This window comes from uncultured Paracoccus sp., from assembly GCF_937873615.1.
In the GTDB taxonomy this organism is placed as follows: domain Bacteria; phylum Pseudomonadota; class Alphaproteobacteria; order Rhodobacterales; family Rhodobacteraceae; genus Paracoccus.
In genome coordinates this window covers 176,303-191,492 of record NZ_CALMYP010000015.1, presented here as the reverse complement: position 1 = coordinate 191,492, position 15,190 = coordinate 176,303, and the positions used below count along the sequence as shown (strand labels likewise).

Below are 15,190 nucleotides of genomic sequence, written 5' to 3'. Positions count from 1 at the left end.
GGTGACACGGGCCAACCAAACCCTGAGGAGGAAGACATGAAACTCTCGCTGATCGCCGCAACTGCGCTGGCTTTCGCCGCCCATGCTGCCGCAGCCGATGAAATCCGGGTGCTGAACTGGCAGGGTTACGGCACCGATATCGGCTGGTCGCTGGAGGCGTTCGAGGCCGCGACCGGGCATAAGGTCGTGAACGAATATTTCAACTCGGAACAGGAAATGCTGACCAAGCTGCGCACCAATCCGGGCGCTTATGACGTGGTCATGATCAATGCCGCCTTCACCGCGCAGGCCATGGCCGAAGATCTGATCGCCCCCATCGACACCGCCGCCATCCCGAATTTCGCCGATATCACCCCGAATTTCGCCGGCGACAGCAAGCTGGTCCATGATGGCCAGGTCTATGGCGTGCCCTGGACCTGGGGGCTGACCTCGATTGCCGTCAACACCGGCGCTTACCCCGATCCGCCCGCCTCGCTGGACACCATGTGGGATCCGGCGCATCAGGGTCGGGTCTCGATCCGCGACGACGCGGTCGAGGCGGTGCAGTTCGGCGCGCTGGCGACGGGGCAGGACATCAACGACATTCAGGACCTCGACGCGGTGCGCGACAAGCTGGCCTCGCTGATGCCGCAATTGCGGACCTTCTGGGGCAGCGAGAACGACTGGAACCAGTATATGGCCGCCGGTGAATTCGACGTGGCGACCTATTGGTCCGGTTCTGCCGCGCGCTCCATCGCGCAGGGGTTGCCGATTGCCTTCGTGGTGCCCGCGGAAGGCGCCATCGGCTGGCTGGACAGCCTGTCCATCCCCGAAAGCTCGACCCGGAAAGAGGCCGCGGCCCAGTTCATCGACTGGATGATCGACCCGGAATTCTATGTGAAATGGGATCTGGAAGGCGCACCGACCTCGGCCAATGCCAAGGCGATTGAGGCCCTGCCCGATACCTCGTTCAACAAGCAGGTGGTGGCCGATCCCGACCTGCTGGCCCGGGTTCAGTTTCAGGCCCCGCTGAGCGACGAGGATCGCGAGACCTATCTGAAGCTCTGGCAGGCGCTGAAGGCCGCGCAATAGGGCGCGCGGCGCGCCGATGTCCGGAACCCTGACAAGGGGAGAGCGCCGCAGGCTGGCGACACTTCTGTCGCCGGCCTATCTCTGGCTGACGGTGGCGATCTTCCTGCCACTGTCGGCCATGCTGTTCTTCAGCTTCGCCAGCGAGATGCCGGGCGGAGACACCGCGTGGCAATTGACGCTGGACAATTACCGCGAGGTCTTCGCCAGCCCGACCTATCTCATCCTGCTGCGCAAATCGCTGATCCTGGCGAGCACGGTCACGCTGATCTGTCTGGCGGTCGGCTTTCCCTGCGCGCTCGTGCTGGCAAAAAGCATCAGGGGCCGCAGCCGCGAGGCGCTGTTTCTGCTGGTCATCCTGCCCTTCTGGTCGAATTCGCTGGTTCGCATCTTCTCCTGGGCCATCGTCCTGCGCGGCAATGGCGTGCTGGAACTGGGGCTGGAGGCGGTGCTGCCCTTCGACATCCGGCTGAACCTGATGTTCACGACAGGCGCCGTCATCATCGGGCTGGTCCACAGCTATCTGCCCTATGTGATCCTGACCAGCTATCTCGCCCTGCAGGCCATCGACGACAAGCTGATCGACGCCGCGCGCAGCATGGGCGCCTCGCCCCTCACCATCCTTCGCCGGCTGCTGATCCCGCTTTCGGCCAGCGGACTGATCGCCGGGGCGGTGCTGGTCTTCGTGCCCATCGTCGGCTCTTTCATGGAGCCGCGCATCCTTGGCGGGCGCGTCGGCACCTATTACGGCACGGTGATCGAGGATCAGTTCGTCGCTGTCTATAACTGGCCGCTCGGGGCGGCGCTGTCCTTCGTGCTGCTCGCGGTGGTACTGGTCATCCTTGGCCTGGCCGCGCCGGCATTGAGACGGGGGGCAGCATGACGCTTCGGCTGTTGGGCATATTGGGCCGCGTCTGGCTGGCGCTGATTCTGGTCTTTCTCTACGCGCCGATCATGGTCATGGCGGCGATGTCCTTCAACGCCTCGCCCTTCTACCAACTGCCCTTCGAATTCTCGACCCGCTGGTATGCGGACCTGGCCCGGAACGATCAGATCATCGACGCCTCGATCCGCTCGATCCTGATCGCCGGCGCGACCACCGTGATCGCCACGGCGCTTGGCACGGCGGCCTCGGTGGCGCTGTTCCGCTATCAGTTCCGGGGCAAGCAGCTGTTGCAGGCGCTGCTGTTTCCGCCCATCGCCATTCCCTGGCTGATCACTGGCACGGCGATGCTGATCTTCTTCTTTTCCATCGGCATCGGACGCGGAACGCCCGCCGTCATCATCGGCCATGTGGCGCTGGCCCTGCCCTATGTCATCGTCACCGTTTCGGCCCGGATGAGCAGCTTCGACCCGACGCTGGAAGAAGCCGCCCGCGCGCTTGGCGCCGGCAGCTGGACGGTGCTGCGCCGGGTCACCCTGCCCTGGATCCTGCCCGGCATCATCGCCGGCGCGCTGTTCGCCTTCGCGGTCAGCTTCGATCAGTTCGTGGTTTCCTATTTCCTGTCGGAGCCCGGCGACAGCACCCTGCCGGTCCTGATCTACACCGCCATCCGCAAGGGCTTCACGCCCGAGATCAATGCGATCTCGACCATCATTATCGCCATTTCCATGGCCCTCGTGCTGATCGCGGCGCGATATTCCAGATTCGGGGGAGAGAACTGATGTCCTCGGTCGATGTCGCCCATGTCTCGAAAAGCTTCGGCACGGTGAAGGTGCTGGACGATATCACCGAGCATTTCCCGGAAGGCGGTCTTTTCGCGCTGCTCGGCCCATCGGGCAGCGGCAAGACCACGCTGCTGCGCATGATCGCCGGGTTTCATTTTCCCGATGCCGGCACCATCCGCATCGGCGATCAGGATGTCGGCCGGATCCCGGTCGAGCGGCGCGATATCGGGATGATGTTCCAGAATTACGCGCTGTTTCCGAACCTGACGGTGGCCGATAACGTCGGCTTCGGCCTGCGCGTGCGCAAGATCCCCGCCGCCGAGGAACGCCGCCGCATCGCCGAGGCGCTGGAGCTGGTCCAGCTTGGCGCCATGGCCCGGCGAAAGCCCGCCCAGCTTTCCGGCGGCCAGCAGCAGCGCGTGGCGCTGGCGCGCGCCATCGTCACCAATCCCCGCGTGCTGCTGCTGGACGAACCCCTGTCGGCGCTGGATAAAAGCCTGCGCGTCGAGATGCAGTTCGAATTGAAGCGGATCCAGCGCGAGATCGGCATCACCACCATCTTCGTCACCCATGACCAGGAAGAGGCGCTGACCCTGTCCGACCGGATCGGCATCCTGCGCGCCGGCCGGATCGTCCAGTCTGGCCCCCCGCGCGAGGTCTATGATCGCCCCGCCGACAGCTTCTGCGCCGGTTTTCTGGGCGAGGCCAACTGGATCCCCGAAAGCCGGCTGGGGGGGCTGTCCCTGCCCCCGGCGAACGGCCCGCAACTCTACGCGATCCGCCCCGAGATGCTGACCATCGGCCAGGCGCGCCCCGAGACCGGCAATGCGATACGCGGCCGGATGTTGCACCGGGTCTTCGCCGGTTCCATGGCAACCAGCATCGTCGATGTGGACGGCACGCAATGGAAGGTCATCGACCGCGACCGCGATATCCCGATCCTGCCGGAGCAGGGAGAGGTCTGGCTGGGCTGGGACCCGAAGGACACTATTGCCGTCCCGGCCTGATCCCCGCCCCGTCTTGTCGGCAACCACCGTGGGCTGCGTCAGGGGGCCAGCCGTGACAGGATTTCGGCGGCAGTGCCGGACCTGGCCCTTGCGCATTCCGTCCCGGCCCAGAACGGGCCATAGCCATATTCGCCGGCTTTCGAGGCCACCCCGTGCAGCGCCTTCAGCGCCGAATAGGGCAGCGGGTAATCGGGGGCGGCGCTGTCGCCGCGGCTGCTGATGAGGTTTTCCACACCCCGCGCCGGCCGGCCAGAGATCGCCCGCGTCATCCGTGTCCGGCCAGCGGTCAGCGCCGCGCGATGGGGGGCCGAGGTCCCGGCCTCGTCCGCCACAAGAAAGGCGGTCCCGCATTGCGCGGCCACGGCACCGGCATCCAGCGCCGCCTGAACATCGGTGCGTGACATGATCCCGCCCGCCGCGATCAGCGGCAGGCCGATATCCTTGAGCGCGGACAGCAGGGGAAGCGTCTCCAGCCGAGCATCCGGGGCGTTTTCATCGGTGACGCCGCGATGCCCGCCGGCCTGCCAGCCCTGCGCCACGATCCCGTCCAGTCCCGCCGCCTCGATTGCCAGCGCATCGGCGATATTGGTGGCCGAGCCCAGCAGCACCGCGCCGCTGTCGCGCAGGGCGGCCAGTTGCTCGGGCGCCGGCAGGCCGAAATGGAAGCTGACCACGCCGGGCCTTTCGGCCAGTAGCATGGCCAGCATCTCGGGGTCATCGGCAAAGGGGCGATAGCCGTCGCTCAGCATCTCGGGCGGCGCTGCGCCGAAGCGGGCGAAATCGGGGGCGAGGCTGTCGAGCCAGGCCTTTTCCTTCGCCGCATCGCGTCGGGGCGGGCGGTGGCAGAAGACATTCACATTGAACCTTGCCGAGGTCAGCGCCCGGGTGGCGCGCACCTCCTGCCCTGCCCGCGCGGCATCCATCGCCGCCACGCCGAGCGAGCCGAGCCCGCCCGCATTCGCCACCGCCGCCGCCAGCGCCGGCGTCGTCACCCCGGCCATCGGCGCCTGCACCACGGGCACCCGCATTCCGATCCGTTCCAAAAGCATCATCGCCCCCTTCGTTTCCGCCATTTACAATCCTCGCGGCACGAAGGATCAAGCGCGGATGTTCGAACTCTCGCTCGATCTCGTCCTGATGCTGATCGCTGCCGCCTTTGCGGCGGGTTTCGTCGATGCCATTGCCGGCGGTGGCGGGTTGATCACCGTGCCGATGCTGATGCTGGCCGGTGTGCCGCCGGCGCAGGCACTGGCGACGAACAAGGTGCAGGGCGTCTTCGGCGCGGCCACGGCGGCAATCAGCTATGCCGTATCCGGCCATGTGAACCCGCGCCGGCAGATCGGGGCAGCCGCGCTTGCCTTTGCCGCCGGGATGGCCGGGGCCTTCTGCGTGACGCTGATCCCGACGCAGGCGCTGCGCTATCTGCTGCCGATCCTGCTGATTGGCATCGCGGCCTTTTTCGCGCTGAAACCCGGGCTCAGCGATGCCGACCGCACGGCCCGCATCACGCCCGCCCAGTTCACCGCCTTCGTTGTGCCGCTGATCGGCTTCTATGACGGGCTGGTCGGGCCGGGAACCGGGGCGTTCTTCATGCTGGGTTTCGTGATGCTGGCGGGCTACGGTATCCTCAGGGCCACAGCGCATACGAAGCTGCTGAACTTCGCCTCGAACCTGGGCGGGCTGGTGGCCTTCGCGCTTGTCGGCAAGCCCCTGTGGATCACCGGGCTGGCCATGGGCGCGGCGCAGATCGCCGGGGCCTGGGTCGGGTCGCATCTGGCGATGCGGATCGGCGCGCGACTGATCAAGCCGCTTCTGGTCACCACCTCGACGCTGCTGGCGCTGAAACTGATCCTCGACCTGATCTGACGCGAAAATCTTTACCTAAAATTAACCTTAACGCGCCAATTCTCAACCAAGGGTTGAGAAGGAATTGGCATGCTTCCGAAGGTCTTCGTCATCGGCTTCAACAAATGCGGCACCACCAGCCTGCATCGGATGTTCAAGCGCGCCGGGCATCGCTCGTCCCATCACCGGCCTGAATGCCACGACGGAACCCCGATCAAGATTGCGGCCCAACTGGACAGGAATGCACGCTCGGACCGGAAACTGCTGAGCGGAATCGACGACGCGCAGGTCTATTCCGACATGGATATGTGCGGCAAGAATACCCGCCTGTCGGGCATCGGCCATTTCCGCCGGCTCGACGCCGAATATCCGGGAAGCCGCTTCATCCTGAATACCCGTGATCCGATGAACTGGGTGCAATCCCGCTGTCGTCACTTCGCCGGGGGTTATCTGCGGCGCGCCATGATCCAGGCCGGGATCGGCGACATCGCGACGATGCAGGCGATCTGGCTGCGCGAATGGCACGACCACCACGCGGCCGTGCAGGAGTATTTCGCCGACCGTCCCGATCAGCTTCTGGTCTTCGATATCGAGCGTGACGATCCCCGCGCCCTGATCCGTTTCCTGCCGGAATTCGGATTGAAACCGGGCTATTGGCGCCATCACAACCGCACCCCGGTCGAGGTGCCGCTGCCGGAACTGGCCCTTGCGATCTAGATCGGCAGGCCACCGTCTTCCTTCGCGGACTTCAGCACGATTTCCGAACGCACCTGCGTGACCTGGCTGTGCTGCAACAGCCGGTCATGGATGAAATCCGCCAGCGCATCCAGATCGCGGACCTGCAATTCCAGCACGTAATCGGCATCGCCCGAGACCGAATGCGCCGCCCGAACCTCGGGCTGGGCGGCGGCGAAGCTGGCGAAATCCTTGTCGCCCGCCGCGCCGTGGCTGCGCAGGTTCACCCGCGCAAAGGCCCGGATGCCGAAACCCAGAAGCCGCCCGTCCAGCCGCGCCGCATAACCCCTGATCGCCCCTGATTTCTCCAGCGCCGCCCGCCGGCGCGAGCATTGCGAGGGTGAAAGATGCACGATCTCGGACAGTTGCGCATTGGTCAGCGCCCCGTCGCGCTGCAATGCGGACAGAATCGCGCGATCGAAGCGGTCATGCGTCAGATTCGTCATATCATCCAATTCCATGCATGTTTCACGCGCCATCCTGCGACAATCCGTCCCGAATGCAAGCAACTTGTGCGCGATCTGCATCATACTGTCCGCAAGCCGCAAACAGGAGGAATATCATGGGCCCTTTCCCGCATGACGCACCCAAGGCCGAGATCAGCACGGCCAATCCCGCCGGCACCGACGGTTTCGAATTCGTTGAATTCGCCCATCCGAACCCCGAGGAACTGGACACACTGTTCCGCAAGATGGGCTTCGTGCCGGTGGCGAAGCACAAGGTGAAGAATGTCACGCTCTATCGTCAGGGCGGCATCAACTATGTGCTGAACGCGGAACCCGGCAGCCATGCCAGCCAGTTCATCAAGGATCACGGCCCCTGCGCGCCCGCCATGGGCTGGCGCGTCGTCGATGCGCAGCACGCGCTGAAACGCGCGGTGGAACTGGGGGCCGAGGAATATACCGGCCCCGGCAAGGTGCTGGATTTCCCGGCCGTATTGGGGATCGGCGGCAGCCTGCTTTATTTCATCGACAAATATGACGAGACCGGCAGCGCCTGGGAGGCCGAGTACGACTGGTTGGGCGAAGCCGATCCGCGCCCGGAAGGCGTCGGTTTCTACTATATCGACCACCTGACCCATAACGTCGTGCGCGGCAATATGGACACCTGGTACAAGTTCTATAACCAGACCTTCAATTTCCGCGAGATCCGCTATTTCGACATCAAGGGCAAGCAGACCGGGCTTTTCAGCCGCGCGCTGACCTCGCCCGATGGCAAGATCCGCATCCCGATCAACGAATCCGCCGATGAGCACAGCCAGATCGAGGAATATCTGAACGAATACAAGGGCGAAGGCATCCAGCATATCGCCGTGGCGACCGAAGATATCTATGCCTCCACCGACGCCATTGCCGCCAAGGGGCTGGAATTCATGCCGGGACCGCCGGACATCTATTACGAAATGTCGAGGAAGCGCGTCACCGGCCATGAGGAGCCGCTCGACCGGATGAAGAAGCACGGCATCCTGATCGACGGCGAAGGCGTCGTCGATGGCGGCATGACCCGGATCCTGCTGCAGATCTTCTCCAAGACCGTGATCGGGCCGATCTTCTTCGAGTTCATCCAGCGCAAGGGCGATGACGGCTTCGGCGAGGGCAATTTCCGCGCCCTCTTCGAATCGATCGAGGAAGACCAGCTGCGTCGCGGCGCGCTGAAACCCGAAGACGCCGCATGAGCTGGCGCGATATCTCGACCGCGCCGGATCCCGGCACGGTCGTCTGCGATGTGGCCGAGGTCGAGGGCGTTCGCGCTTTCGACCTGTCCGGCTTTCCGCTGCTGGTCATTCACGATGCGGCCGGGCTGCGCGGCTTCGTCAACCTGTGCCCGCATCAATTCCTGCCGCTGGACTATCGCAGCGACCGGCTGCTGTCGGCGGATGGGGGGCGACTGACCTGCTCCTCGCATCAGGCGCAGTTCGATGCAGTGACCGGAGAGGTTTGTGCAGGCCCGGCCAGTTGCGGGCTGGACACGGTGCCGCTGCATCTGGAAAACGGCCGCGTGCTGATCGCCGAAGATTGATTCTTCCTACAACCAGTTGGCAGAAATCGGCTTTGTCCCACTATCGCCTGCTGACGGATAACCGTCTGAGTTCACGCCGGCGTGAACCTCATAATCGCGCATAGCTGTCAAGCCCTAGATAGTTCATTAAAGCATCATACAAAATGTTGACAGACTATGCCGATTCGACACAAGATGGTTAGGCTCTGGCTTTAGCAGGTGAGATCCTGAAATACGCGGCGAGAAGGGGATGAACCCCTCGGAAGCGCACGGCGGACAGGTGTCAGGGCAACAAGAAGAAACCATGGTGCCGGGGCCATGGGGCGCGTCATCGGAAAGCTGTGCTTTCCGACCGATTTCGTTCTGCCCGGTGCTGAAATCAGTATGAGGGACGAATGAGCATCACCGTTTACAGCAAGCCGGCCTGCGTGCAGTGCACCGCGACCACCCGTGCGCTTCAGGCGCGCGGCATCGAATTCGCCGTCGTCGACCTGACCCAGGACGAGGACGCCTATGCCCATGTCTCGGGCCTCGGCTATCGGCAGGCGCCGGTCGTCATTGCCGGCGATGCGCATTGGTCGGGCTTCCGCCCGGACCTGATCGGCCAGCTTTCCTGATATCGGCGCGGCATCCGCATTGGCACCGGGACCATGGCGCAGCTCGTCTTCTATTCCTCCCGCTCGGGCAATACGGCGAAATTCGTCGCCCGGCTGGGGATGGACGCGCTGCGCATCCCGGTTTCCGCCGATGAGCCGATGCCGGCACCCGATCAGCCCTATGTGCTGATCTCTCCGACCTATGCGGATGGGGAAGGCCGTGGCGCCGTCCATCCGCAGATTATCAAGTTTCTGAACGATCCTGCCCGGCGCGCGCTGATCCGCGGCGTCATTGCCAGCGGGAATCGGAATTTCGGGCAGTTCTACGCCGCTGCCGGCGCAAGAATTGCCAGCAAATGCGAGGTGCCGCTGCTCTATCGGTTCGAGCTGGCCGGCACCGAGGAAGATATCGCCCGCGTCACCGACGGGCTTCAACGATTCTGGAGAGAGACATGCTTGATGACCGCCTGAAACGTCCGGCGCCCGACGCGAAGGACTACCACGCGCTGAACGCGATGCTGAACCTCTATGACGATGCGGGGCAGATCCAGTTCGACGCGGATCGCAAGGCGGCGCGGCAGTATTTCCTGCAGCATGTGAACCAGAACACGGTCTTCTTCCACAGCCTCGACGAGAAGCTGGGCTATCTGGTGGACGAGGGCTATTACGATGCCGCCGTGCTGGACCAGTATTCGAAGAACTTCCAGCGCAGGATCTGGGACGAGGCCTATGCGCTGAAATTCCGCTTCCCGACCTTCCTCGGCGCGTTCAAGTATTACACCTCCTATACGCTGAAGACCTGGGACGGAGAGCGCTTCCTGGAGCGTTACGAGGACCGCGTGGTCATGGTCGCGCTGACGCTGGCGCGCGGCGACGAGGCGCTGGCGATGCGGCTGATGCAGGAGATCGTCTCGGGCCGGTTCCAGCCGGCGACGCCGACCTTCCTGAATGCCGGCAAGAAGGCGCGGGGCGAATTCGTGTCCTGCTTCCTGCTGCGCATCGAAGACAACATGGAATCGATCGGGCGGTCGATCAACTCGGCCCTGCAACTGTCCAAGCGCGGCGGCGGCGTGGCCCTGATGCTGACCAATATCCGTGAACACGGCGCGCCCATCAAGCAGATCGCCAACCAGTCCTCGGGTGTGATCCCGGTGATGAAACTGCTGGAAGACAGCTTCTCCTATGCCAACCAGCTTGGCGCACGGCAGGGTGCGGGAGCGGTCTATCTGAACGCGCATCACCCCGATATCCTGCGTTTCCTGGATACCAAGCGCGAGAACGCGGACGAGAAGATCCGCATCAAGACGCTGTCGCTTGGCGTGGTCATCCCCGACATCACCTTCGACCTGGCGAAGAAGAATGACGACATGTATCTCTTCTCGCCCCATGACGTGCAGAAGGTCTACGGCGTGCCCTTCTCGGACATCTCGGTGACCGAGAAATATCACGAGATGGTCGACAACCCGGCCATCCGCAAGAAGAAGATCAACGCCCGCGCCTTCTTCCAGACCATCGCCGAGATCCAGTTCGAATCCGGCTATCCCTATATCATGTTCGAGGACACGGTGAACGCCGCGAACCCGATTGCGGGCCGCATCGCCATGTCGAACCTGTGCAGCGAGATCCTGCAGGTGAACACGGCGTCGGAATTCAACGACGACCTGAGCTATGCCCAGATGGGCACGGATATTTCCTGCAATCTCGGCTCTCTGAACATCGCCAAGGCGATGGATAGTGGCGATCTGGCCGCCACCGTCGGCACCGCCATCCGGGCGCTGAACGCGGTCAGCGAGATGTCGGCCATCGACTCGGTCCCGTCGATCCGCAAGGGCAATGACGAGGGCCATGCCATCGGTCTGGGCCAGATGAACCTGCACGGCTATCTGGCGCGCGAACGCATCCATTACGGATCGCCCGAGGGTATCGATTTCACCAATATCTATTTCGCGACGGTCCTCTATCACGCGCTGCGCGAATCGAATTTGCTGGCGAAGGAACGCGGCCACAGCTTTGCCGGCTTCGAGCAGTCGAAATATGCCAACGGCACCTTCTTCGACAAATATGTCGACCGCGACTGGCTGCCCGTGACCGACCGCGTGAAGGAGCTGTTCGAAACCGCCGGCATTCCCGTTCCGACCCGCGACGAATGGGCTGCCCTGCGCGATGCGGTGATGGCGGACGGGCTTTACAACCGCAATCTTCAGGCGGTGCCGCCGACCGGCTCGATCAGCTATATCAACTATGCCACCTCCTCGATCCACCCGATCACCGCCAAGATCGAGGTCCGCAAGGAAGGCAAGATCGGCCGCGTCTACTATCCGGCGCCCTACATGACCAACGACAATCTGGAATTCTATCGCGACGCCTACGAGATCGGCCCCGAAGCCATCATCGACACCTATGCCGCCGCGACCCAGCATGTCGATCAGGGCCTGTCCCTGACCCTGTTCTTCCCCGCCGATGCCACCACGCGCGACATCAACCGCGCCCAGATCTACGCTTGGAAGAAGGGCATCAAGACCATCTATTACATCCGCCTGCGCCAGAACGCCCTTGAGGGGACCGAAGTTCAGGGCTGCGTTTCCTGCACGCTGTGAAGGACAAGAACATGAAAGACGCCGTGAACACCACCCGTGCGGTCCCCGCCGCGATCAACTGGAACCGCCTTCAGGACGACAAGGACCTGGAGATCTGGAACCGCCTGACCGCGAATTTCTGGCTGCCGGAAAAGGTACCGCTGTCGAACGACATTCAAAGCTGGTCGCAGTTGAAACCGGCCGAGCAGACGCTGACCATCCGCGTCTTCACCGGGCTGACGCTGCTCGACACGATCCAGAACACCATCGGCGCGCCTTCGCTTCTGCCCGACGCGATCACGCCCCATGAAGAGGCCGTGCTGACGAATATCGCCTTCATGGAGGCGGTTCATGCGCGCAGCTATTCCTCGGTCTTCTCGACCCTGTGCCAGACTTCGGAAGTGGACGAAGCCTTCCGCTGGTCCTCGGAAAACGAACACCTGCAGGCGAAATCGCGGCTGATCCTCGACGAATACGACGCCGCCAGCCATCCGGCGAAGAAGAAGATCGCCAGCGTCTTCCTGGAAAGCTTCCTGTTCTATTCCGGCTTCTACCTGCCGATGCACTGGTCTTCCCGCGCGCGGCTGACCAATACCGCCGACCTGATCCGGCTGATCATCCGCGACGAGGCGATCCACGGCTATTACATCGGCTACAAGTTCCAGCGCGGGCTGGAAAAGCTGACCGAGGCCGAGCGCGCCGAGCTGAAGGATTTCGCCTTCGCGCTTCTGTTCGATCTTTACGAGATCGAGACGAAATACACCGAATCCCTCTACGATCCGGTGAACCTGACCGAGGACGTGAAGACCTTCCTGCATTACAATGCTAACAAGGCCCTGCAGAACCTGGGCTTTGAGGCGCTGTTCCCGCCGGAAGCCTGCAAGGTCTCGCCCGCGATCCTGGCGGCGCTGTCGCCGAATTCGGACGAGAATCACGACTTCTTCTCCGGCTCCGGCTCCAGCTATGTGATCGGCAAGGCGGTCGCGACCGAGGACGAAGACTGGGATTTCTGATCTGACAGCCAAAAGATTCAGCAGGCGCGCTTCTGCGCGCCTTTTTTCATGCCCAACACCCGCAATGCGGACCATGGTTTTGGTGAAATCGCGATTCGGGGCTATGCTCAGGGGGTGCATTGCCTCTCACGGAAGGAAAACGACATGCTTCGCATTATCCTGCCGACAGTTTTCGCGGCCCTGCTCGGCCAATCCGCCATAGCGCAGCAGGCAGAGCCGGACCCGACACCGCCGCCACCCGCGCCGGACGCACAGGCCGCGCCCGATGCGCAGATGCCGGCGCCTCTTCCGCTGCCGGTCCAGCCAACGCGCGGATCAAATTGCGGCGGCGCGCGGCAGCTCAACTCATAGCTGGCAGGCAGGCACAACGAGCGTCACGGGCGCAGACAGGTTTGGCAGGCAATTGCGCAAGCCAGATGCCAAGTGCTGCGACGCTGCGTAATCCGAAGCAAATTTGCATGATCGGGTCCGTGAGCATTCTTAATCTCAACCCAACCAATTGAAATAAATCAGTTTTTGTAGTCCGAGAAGCGTTCAACTCACAATAGCTCACCTCTGCGTGGTTGCCGGACCGACACGATTCCGGCCTGCCTGCCCCCGTTGCGCCTTCATCTCGATCCGGGACGATCCTAGCTCTCCTCCCGAGCATCAAGCTCAGGAATTGGAGAGACTCATGAAACTCGTTCTTGCATCCGTTGCGGCGTCGCTTGTCGCAGGTTCGGCCCTTGCCGGCGGCTATACCGCCCCGGTCGAGCAGCCCCCGGTCGTCGTTCCGGTGGTGGCGCCTGCCGATCCCTCGGACTGGACCGGCTTCTATGCTGGTGCGCAATATGGCACGGGTTCTTTCGAACTTTCGGGCGACGGCACCGACCTGAGCCCTGACATGGACGCCTACGGTGTTCATGCCGGTTATCAGCATGACTTCGGCACCTTCGTGCTGGGCGGCGAACTGGATTACAACCGGCTGGATATCGACGATATCGAAGACAAGGGCGACATGACCCGCCTTCGCGCGCGTGCAGGTTATGACATGGGCCGGTTCATGCCCTATGTCACGCTGGGTGTGGCGAAGCTCGATGCGGATACTGGCGTCTATGACATCTCGGAAACCGATGTCACTTACGGGATCGGCGGCGACTTCAAGGTCAACGAACGCTTCACCATCGGTGCGGAATATTCCAAGCAGGACTTCAGCGATGTCGACGGCATCGACGGGCTGGATCTGGATACCGACCTGGTGCAGCTGCGTGCGGCCTTCCGCTTCTGATCCAAGGCAATACCGCTGAAACAAGAGGGCGGCCGCAACCGGCCGCTCTCCTCCCCCCAGGATCAGGACCGGGAAAGAACCTCCAGCTCCCAGACTTCTGACAAGGCGGCGCGGGCGCGTTGCCGGACCCGCTCCATCTCTCGTCTTGCAGCGACGCTGTCACCGAAGCGTTCCACGGCGCCAAGACAGTCCAGCAAGGTTTCCTGCACCTCAAGAAGAGCCGCGCCATCACGCGAGATGGGTGCGAAGAATGCCGAATAGACCTCTGCTGCGTCCAGGGGCGGGGCGTAGACCAGGTCAAAGGTTACTTCGGCCTGCTTGTCATGTTCCCCATGCAGCACCTCAAGCACACGCGTTCCTGCGCGCAGCACTTCGATTGCAGTGCCGGGGTCGTTGATGCCGGGAGAAAGTGCCTTGCTGGCGACTTCGCAAAGGACTGTCAGCCCATAGGCGAGATCCTGATCGAAGCTGCGCGCTTCCCCGAGCACGAAAGCCGCGCGCAAGACCGCAGCCCCTTCATCGTCGACCGCATCGGTCAATCGCAGCAGCGCCTCTCCCCGGTGGACGTATTTTCCCGGCATCCGACGAATCTCGACCTTGATGCCAAGCTGTTCGGCGATGAACTGCAAGGCCTCGACATCGACATAGCGCACATATCCAGAGAGATCCGATGCCACAAGCGGCAGCCCTTCGGGCAGGGCATCAGCTTGGGGAACAGCCCCAAGTGCCGGCCGGTCGCGATATTTTTGCGCCGGGCGCAAGGACGCCCGTTCGATCCGGCTGATGATATCGCTCATTCTTCCAAACTCGTTCAGGTGGCTGACCCAGCGAACGAGAGCCCAGGCAATCAGCGCGATATCACCCAGTGTCGCGACAAACAGAAGGACTCGCGCATCGCCCGGATAGAAACCGGCAGAGAGGCCGACGATCCCGACAATGCTGAACAGGAACGAACCAATGAAGATCGACACCGCGTTCTGCGCTGTGCGGTCCTCCTCCAGCAAGCGGGTCGCGCGCGGGGTCGCGTTGGAGGTCGCCGATCCATAGGCCCCGACGATGATCGACATGGAGAAGGTGGTGACCGCCAGCATCGTTGTCGCGATGATATTCAGCAGCGCATCGACCGAGCCGGCAGCAAGGTCGATCTTCGGGATATAATGAAGGACAGGTCCGAACAGCGGCGCGACCAACGCCAAGGCCACGCCGGCCAGGCTGTAAAGGATGACACGCACCCACATCTTGCGCAGTTGCTCTCGCAAGCGCAGAACCCATCCGGTCTCAAGCCAGTCTTTCATCAGCCATCCATTCCGCGCCGCGTTCCATGCCAACCTTGTTTGCGGCATACGCCGAATATTGCAAGTGCGAGAGGCACCCGCCCCTGCATCCGGCCTTGGCACCAGCCGCCAAGCCTTGCATA

General features: G+C 62.9%; 17 protein-coding genes. 14 read left to right on the top strand and 3 right to left on the bottom strand.

The genetic code is table 11. The features are described from left to right. Positions 1-36 precede the first annotated feature (36 nt). Genes Q0330_RS04475 through Q0330_RS04460 form a run of 4 tightly spaced genes read left to right on the top strand, consistent with a single transcriptional unit; the run spans position 37 to position 3,743 of the window. Complete coding sequence (locus tag Q0330_RS04475) at positions 37-1,071, top strand: extracellular solute-binding protein (RefSeq protein WP_299475040.1); 1,035 nt, start codon at positions 37-39, stop codon at positions 1,069-1,071. 16 nt (positions 1,072-1,087) lie between these two features. Further along, entirely contained in the window at positions 1,088-1,951 is an 864-nt protein-coding gene (locus Q0330_RS04470) for an ABC transporter permease (protein WP_299475037.1), read from the top strand. Continuing rightward, the gene (locus Q0330_RS04465) at positions 1,948-2,733 is read left to right on the top strand and encodes an ABC transporter permease (RefSeq protein ID WP_299475034.1); all 786 of its coding nucleotides are present in this window, start codon (positions 1,948-1,950) and stop codon (positions 2,731-2,733) included. Before Q0330_RS04470 ends, Q0330_RS04465 begins: the two co-directional genes overlap by 4 nt. Then, positions 2,733-3,743 carry an ABC transporter ATP-binding protein gene (locus tag Q0330_RS04460; protein ID WP_299475031.1) on the top strand — a complete coding sequence of 337 codons (1,011 nt, stop codon included), beginning with the start codon at positions 2,733-2,735 and terminating at the stop codon, positions 3,741-3,743. Before Q0330_RS04465 ends, Q0330_RS04460 begins: the two co-directional genes overlap by 1 nt. A gap of 38 nt (positions 3,744-3,781) precedes the next feature. Here Q0330_RS04460 and Q0330_RS04455 read toward each other — a convergent pair whose 3' ends face one another. Beyond that, positions 3,782-4,816 (bottom strand): nitronate monooxygenase, encoded by a 1,035-nt coding sequence (locus Q0330_RS04455; protein ID WP_299475028.1) that lies wholly within the window; start codon positions 4,814-4,816, stop codon positions 3,782-3,784. Between the two features lie 34 nt (positions 4,817-4,850). On the opposite strand from Q0330_RS04455, the gene Q0330_RS04450 reads away from it, so the two are divergent. Both Q0330_RS04450 and Q0330_RS04445 read left to right on the top strand, forming a co-directional pair. Continuing rightward, positions 4,851-5,609, top strand: coding sequence for a TSUP family transporter (locus Q0330_RS04450; protein ID WP_299475025.1), 759 nt, complete (start codon positions 4,851-4,853; stop codon positions 5,607-5,609). A gap of 69 nt (positions 5,610-5,678) precedes the next feature. Next, positions 5,679-6,305, top strand: a complete 627-nt coding sequence (locus tag Q0330_RS04445) for a sulfotransferase (protein WP_299475021.1) — start codon at positions 5,679-5,681, stop codon at positions 6,303-6,305. Here the strand turns inward: Q0330_RS04445 and Q0330_RS04440 are convergent. Further along, the gene (locus Q0330_RS04440; protein ID WP_299475018.1) at positions 6,302-6,769 is read right to left on the bottom strand and encodes an Lrp/AsnC family transcriptional regulator; all 468 of its coding nucleotides are present in this window, start codon (positions 6,767-6,769) and stop codon (positions 6,302-6,304) included. The two genes, Q0330_RS04445 and Q0330_RS04440, sit on opposite strands and share 4 nt — an antisense overlap. A gap of 116 nt (positions 6,770-6,885) precedes the next feature. On the opposite strand from Q0330_RS04440, the gene hppD reads away from it, so the two are divergent. The 8 genes from hppD (at position 6,886) to Q0330_RS04400 (ending at position 13,773) form a co-directional block, all read left to right on the top strand. Continuing rightward, complete coding sequence (gene hppD, locus Q0330_RS04435; RefSeq protein WP_299475015.1) at positions 6,886-7,998, top strand: 4-hydroxyphenylpyruvate dioxygenase; 1,113 nt, start codon at positions 6,886-6,888, stop codon at positions 7,996-7,998. Further along, on the top strand, positions 7,995-8,342 hold the full coding sequence (locus Q0330_RS04430) for a Rieske (2Fe-2S) protein (RefSeq protein WP_299475012.1): 348 nt from the start codon (positions 7,995-7,997) through the stop codon (positions 8,340-8,342). Before hppD ends, Q0330_RS04430 begins: the two co-directional genes overlap by 4 nt. Before the next feature lie 374 nt (positions 8,343-8,716). Continuing rightward, a complete protein-coding gene (gene nrdH, locus Q0330_RS04425) occupies positions 8,717-8,938 on the top strand; it encodes a glutaredoxin-like protein NrdH (RefSeq protein ID WP_299475009.1) in 222 nt (73 codons plus the stop codon). Positions 8,939-8,971: 33 nt separating this feature from the next. Further along, a complete protein-coding gene (gene nrdI, locus Q0330_RS04420) occupies positions 8,972-9,388 on the top strand; it encodes a class Ib ribonucleoside-diphosphate reductase assembly flavoprotein NrdI (RefSeq protein WP_299475007.1) in 417 nt (138 codons plus the stop codon). After that, positions 9,370-11,514, top strand: coding sequence for a class 1b ribonucleoside-diphosphate reductase subunit alpha (gene nrdE, locus Q0330_RS04415; RefSeq protein ID WP_299475005.1), 2,145 nt, complete (start codon positions 9,370-9,372; stop codon positions 11,512-11,514). The genes nrdI and nrdE overlap by 19 nt, the downstream gene beginning before the upstream one ends. An 11-nt stretch (positions 11,515-11,525) precedes the next feature. Next, positions 11,526-12,506, top strand: coding sequence for a class 1b ribonucleoside-diphosphate reductase subunit beta (gene nrdF / locus Q0330_RS04410; protein WP_299475003.1), 981 nt, complete (start codon positions 11,526-11,528; stop codon positions 12,504-12,506). Positions 12,507-12,554: 48 nt separating this feature from the next. Continuing rightward, positions 12,555-12,857 carry a hypothetical protein gene (locus Q0330_RS04405; protein ID WP_299475000.1) on the top strand — a complete coding sequence of 101 codons (303 nt, stop codon included), beginning with the start codon at positions 12,555-12,557 and terminating at the stop codon, positions 12,855-12,857. Positions 12,858-13,179: 322 nt separating this feature from the next. Further along, the gene (locus Q0330_RS04400; protein ID WP_299474997.1) at positions 13,180-13,773 is read left to right on the top strand and encodes a porin family protein; all 594 of its coding nucleotides are present in this window, start codon (positions 13,180-13,182) and stop codon (positions 13,771-13,773) included. Between the two features lie 62 nt (positions 13,774-13,835). Here the strand turns inward: Q0330_RS04400 and Q0330_RS04395 are convergent, their stop codons facing one another. Further along, positions 13,836-15,068 carry a DUF2254 domain-containing protein gene (locus Q0330_RS04395; RefSeq protein ID WP_299474994.1) on the bottom strand — a complete coding sequence of 411 codons (1,233 nt, stop codon included), beginning with the start codon at positions 15,066-15,068 and terminating at the stop codon, positions 13,836-13,838. Positions 15,069-15,190 lie beyond the last annotated feature (122 nt).

Coding starts and splice junctions, on each gene's coding strand:
- Q0330_RS04475 (WP_299475040.1), top strand. CDS start 37: ATGAAACTCTCGCTGATCGCCGCAACTGCGCTGGCTTTCGCCGCCCAT.
- Q0330_RS04470 (WP_299475037.1), top strand. CDS start 1,088: ATGTCCGGAACCCTGACAAGGGGAGAGCGCCGCAGGCTGGCGACACTT.
- Q0330_RS04465 (WP_299475034.1), top strand. CDS start 1,948: ATGACGCTTCGGCTGTTGGGCATATTGGGCCGCGTCTGGCTGGCGCTG.
- Q0330_RS04460 (WP_299475031.1), top strand. CDS start 2,733: ATGTCCTCGGTCGATGTCGCCCATGTCTCGAAAAGCTTCGGCACGGTG.
- Q0330_RS04455 (WP_299475028.1), bottom strand. CDS start 4,816: ATGGCGGAAACGAAGGGGGCGATGATGCTTTTGGAACGGATCGGAATG.
- Q0330_RS04450 (WP_299475025.1), top strand. CDS start 4,851: ATGTTCGAACTCTCGCTCGATCTCGTCCTGATGCTGATCGCTGCCGCC.
- Q0330_RS04445 (WP_299475021.1), top strand. CDS start 5,679: ATGCTTCCGAAGGTCTTCGTCATCGGCTTCAACAAATGCGGCACCACC.
- Q0330_RS04440 (WP_299475018.1), bottom strand. CDS start 6,769: ATGACGAATCTGACGCATGACCGCTTCGATCGCGCGATTCTGTCCGCA.
- hppD (WP_299475015.1), top strand. CDS start 6,886: ATGGGCCCTTTCCCGCATGACGCACCCAAGGCCGAGATCAGCACGGCC.
- Q0330_RS04430 (WP_299475012.1), top strand. CDS start 7,995: ATGAGCTGGCGCGATATCTCGACCGCGCCGGATCCCGGCACGGTCGTC.
- nrdH (WP_299475009.1), top strand. CDS start 8,717: ATGAGCATCACCGTTTACAGCAAGCCGGCCTGCGTGCAGTGCACCGCG.
- nrdI (WP_299475007.1), top strand. CDS start 8,972: ATGGCGCAGCTCGTCTTCTATTCCTCCCGCTCGGGCAATACGGCGAAA.
- nrdE (WP_299475005.1), top strand. CDS start 9,370: ATGCTTGATGACCGCCTGAAACGTCCGGCGCCCGACGCGAAGGACTAC.
- nrdF (WP_299475003.1), top strand. CDS start 11,526: ATGAAAGACGCCGTGAACACCACCCGTGCGGTCCCCGCCGCGATCAAC.
- Q0330_RS04405 (WP_299475000.1), top strand. CDS start 12,555: ATGCCCAACACCCGCAATGCGGACCATGGTTTTGGTGAAATCGCGATT.
- Q0330_RS04400 (WP_299474997.1), top strand. CDS start 13,180: ATGAAACTCGTTCTTGCATCCGTTGCGGCGTCGCTTGTCGCAGGTTCG.
- Q0330_RS04395 (WP_299474994.1), bottom strand. CDS start 15,068: ATGAAAGACTGGCTTGAGACCGGATGGGTTCTGCGCTTGCGAGAGCAA.